General features: G+C 57.4%; 1 protein-coding gene. It reads right to left on the bottom strand.

Going from position 1 to position 1,578, the window contains the following annotated elements:
- Window positions 1–181 precede the first annotated feature (181 nt).
- Window positions 182–1,507 (bottom strand): IS1182 family transposase, encoded by a 1,326-nt coding sequence (locus F3089_RS15720; protein ID WP_151441725.1) that lies wholly within the window; start codon window positions 1,505–1,507, stop codon window positions 182–184.
- Window positions 1,508–1,578: the final 71 nt, after the last annotated feature.

The following is a 1,578-nucleotide window of genomic DNA, read 5'->3' as shown; positions in this document are numbered from 1 at the left end:
CTAGGAGTCTGCGCGGTAGAAGCTTTTGGCCCCCGTTTTTGTCGGAACGGGGCAGGGTCCAACCGGCATTGCTTCGAGCACCGTCGATTGGGCTAAGATATCGATTTTCAGCCGGGTGCGCTGAGCTTGTCAGCTAATAGGGCCCCTGAGCTGGGGCCACACCAGCGCGCGTTCATCAGGCTTACGCCAGACTCATCCGGGAACTCATACGCCTGAGATTCAGCGCCAGACAGACCAGGTCCCACTCCCCTTGCACGGCGTTCAAGCCCCGCATACTGAATTGGCGAAAGCCCAGCACGTGTTTGATCCAGCCATTGACCGCCTCGACCAGGTGTTTTCGCTGGGCGTAGACTTCTCGCCCCTGTTTCGTGTTCAGTTTCTGTGTCATCCGTGCTGTTGCCGGATACTGATCGGCGTCTATCTGTCCGGTCTTTTTCCCTTCTCTGCGTAACGAGATATAACCATCAATGGCTTTGCTCTCCAGAAGTTGAAAGTCCTGCTCCTTTCGATAGCCGGCATCGGCCAAACACCGCTGCGGCTGGCTCCCCAATGTCGCTGTCACATCGTCCAGCAGTGGAATCAGGCAGCCGTGGTCACTGGCATTGTTACCCTGGTGGTTCGCCACAATCATCTGGGACTCAGCATCGACGGCCAGTTGCCCGTTATAGCATTGCTGGAAGCCGTCGCTCGTTTTCATGATCCGGCTCTGGGGATCGGTGAAGTTGCTCTGATCCTTATCGTCCGGGACCCCGTAATCGCGCTTGAAATTGCGCCCGCCACGCGGTGAGCGCCGTTCATCGTCAGGGTGGCGCCCGCGGGCGTCATCGCTGGCCTGCTGATCGGCTTCGAGCTTTTGCTTTGCGGCCCGGATCCTGTCCAGACGCTTCTCGCGATACTGGAGTTCGTCGGGTAATTCATCACCGCGTTGGTCGGTACCAAACTGCTGGTCTTCGGACTCATCCGTGCGACCGGCCTGATTACACAGCTGTTCGATCTCGCTTGCCAAGCGCTTTTCTTCGTCACGCATGCGGCCATAGCTCATGGCCTTATGTTTGCTGGCATTGGCTCGGACCTTGGTGCCGTCAACGGCCACCGTGCCAAGCTTGATCAGGTCCGCTTCCCGGGCGATATGCAGCACCTGAACGAATACCGCCTTGAACTCACTGAGATGCTGTTTACGGAAATCGCACAGCGTGCGGTGCTTGGGGAAATTGCCGGCTGCCAGCACCCGAAACGCCACGTCCTCTTCCAGCTTGCGGGCAATCTTGCGTGATGAGAATACGCCCGTCGCATACGCGTAAATGAGCACTTTCAGCATCATGCGCGGATCAAAGGGCGATTTGCGTCGCCCGTCGCCTTCATAGCGCGCATAAAAATCACTGAGGTCCAGCTCTTCGACGACATCGCTGATGAAATACGCCAGATGGCCCTCAGGCAGCCACTCTTTGAGGCTTGGCGGAAGGAGCAAGTCCTGGTCAGGCGAATACGGGCGGAACGTCGTTCCCATCGGGCTTCCTGAAAGATAAGAATTTAGGGTTATTATGCCAGAAGGCGGTTTCTACCGCGCAGACTCCTAGG

This window comes from Halospina sp. K52047b (assembly GCF_008709855.1).
GTDB classification, from domain to species: Bacteria; Pseudomonadota; Gammaproteobacteria; order Pseudomonadales; family Oleiphilaceae; genus Halospina; species Halospina utahensis_B.
This window is presented reverse-complemented; position numbering and strand designations above follow the sequence as displayed.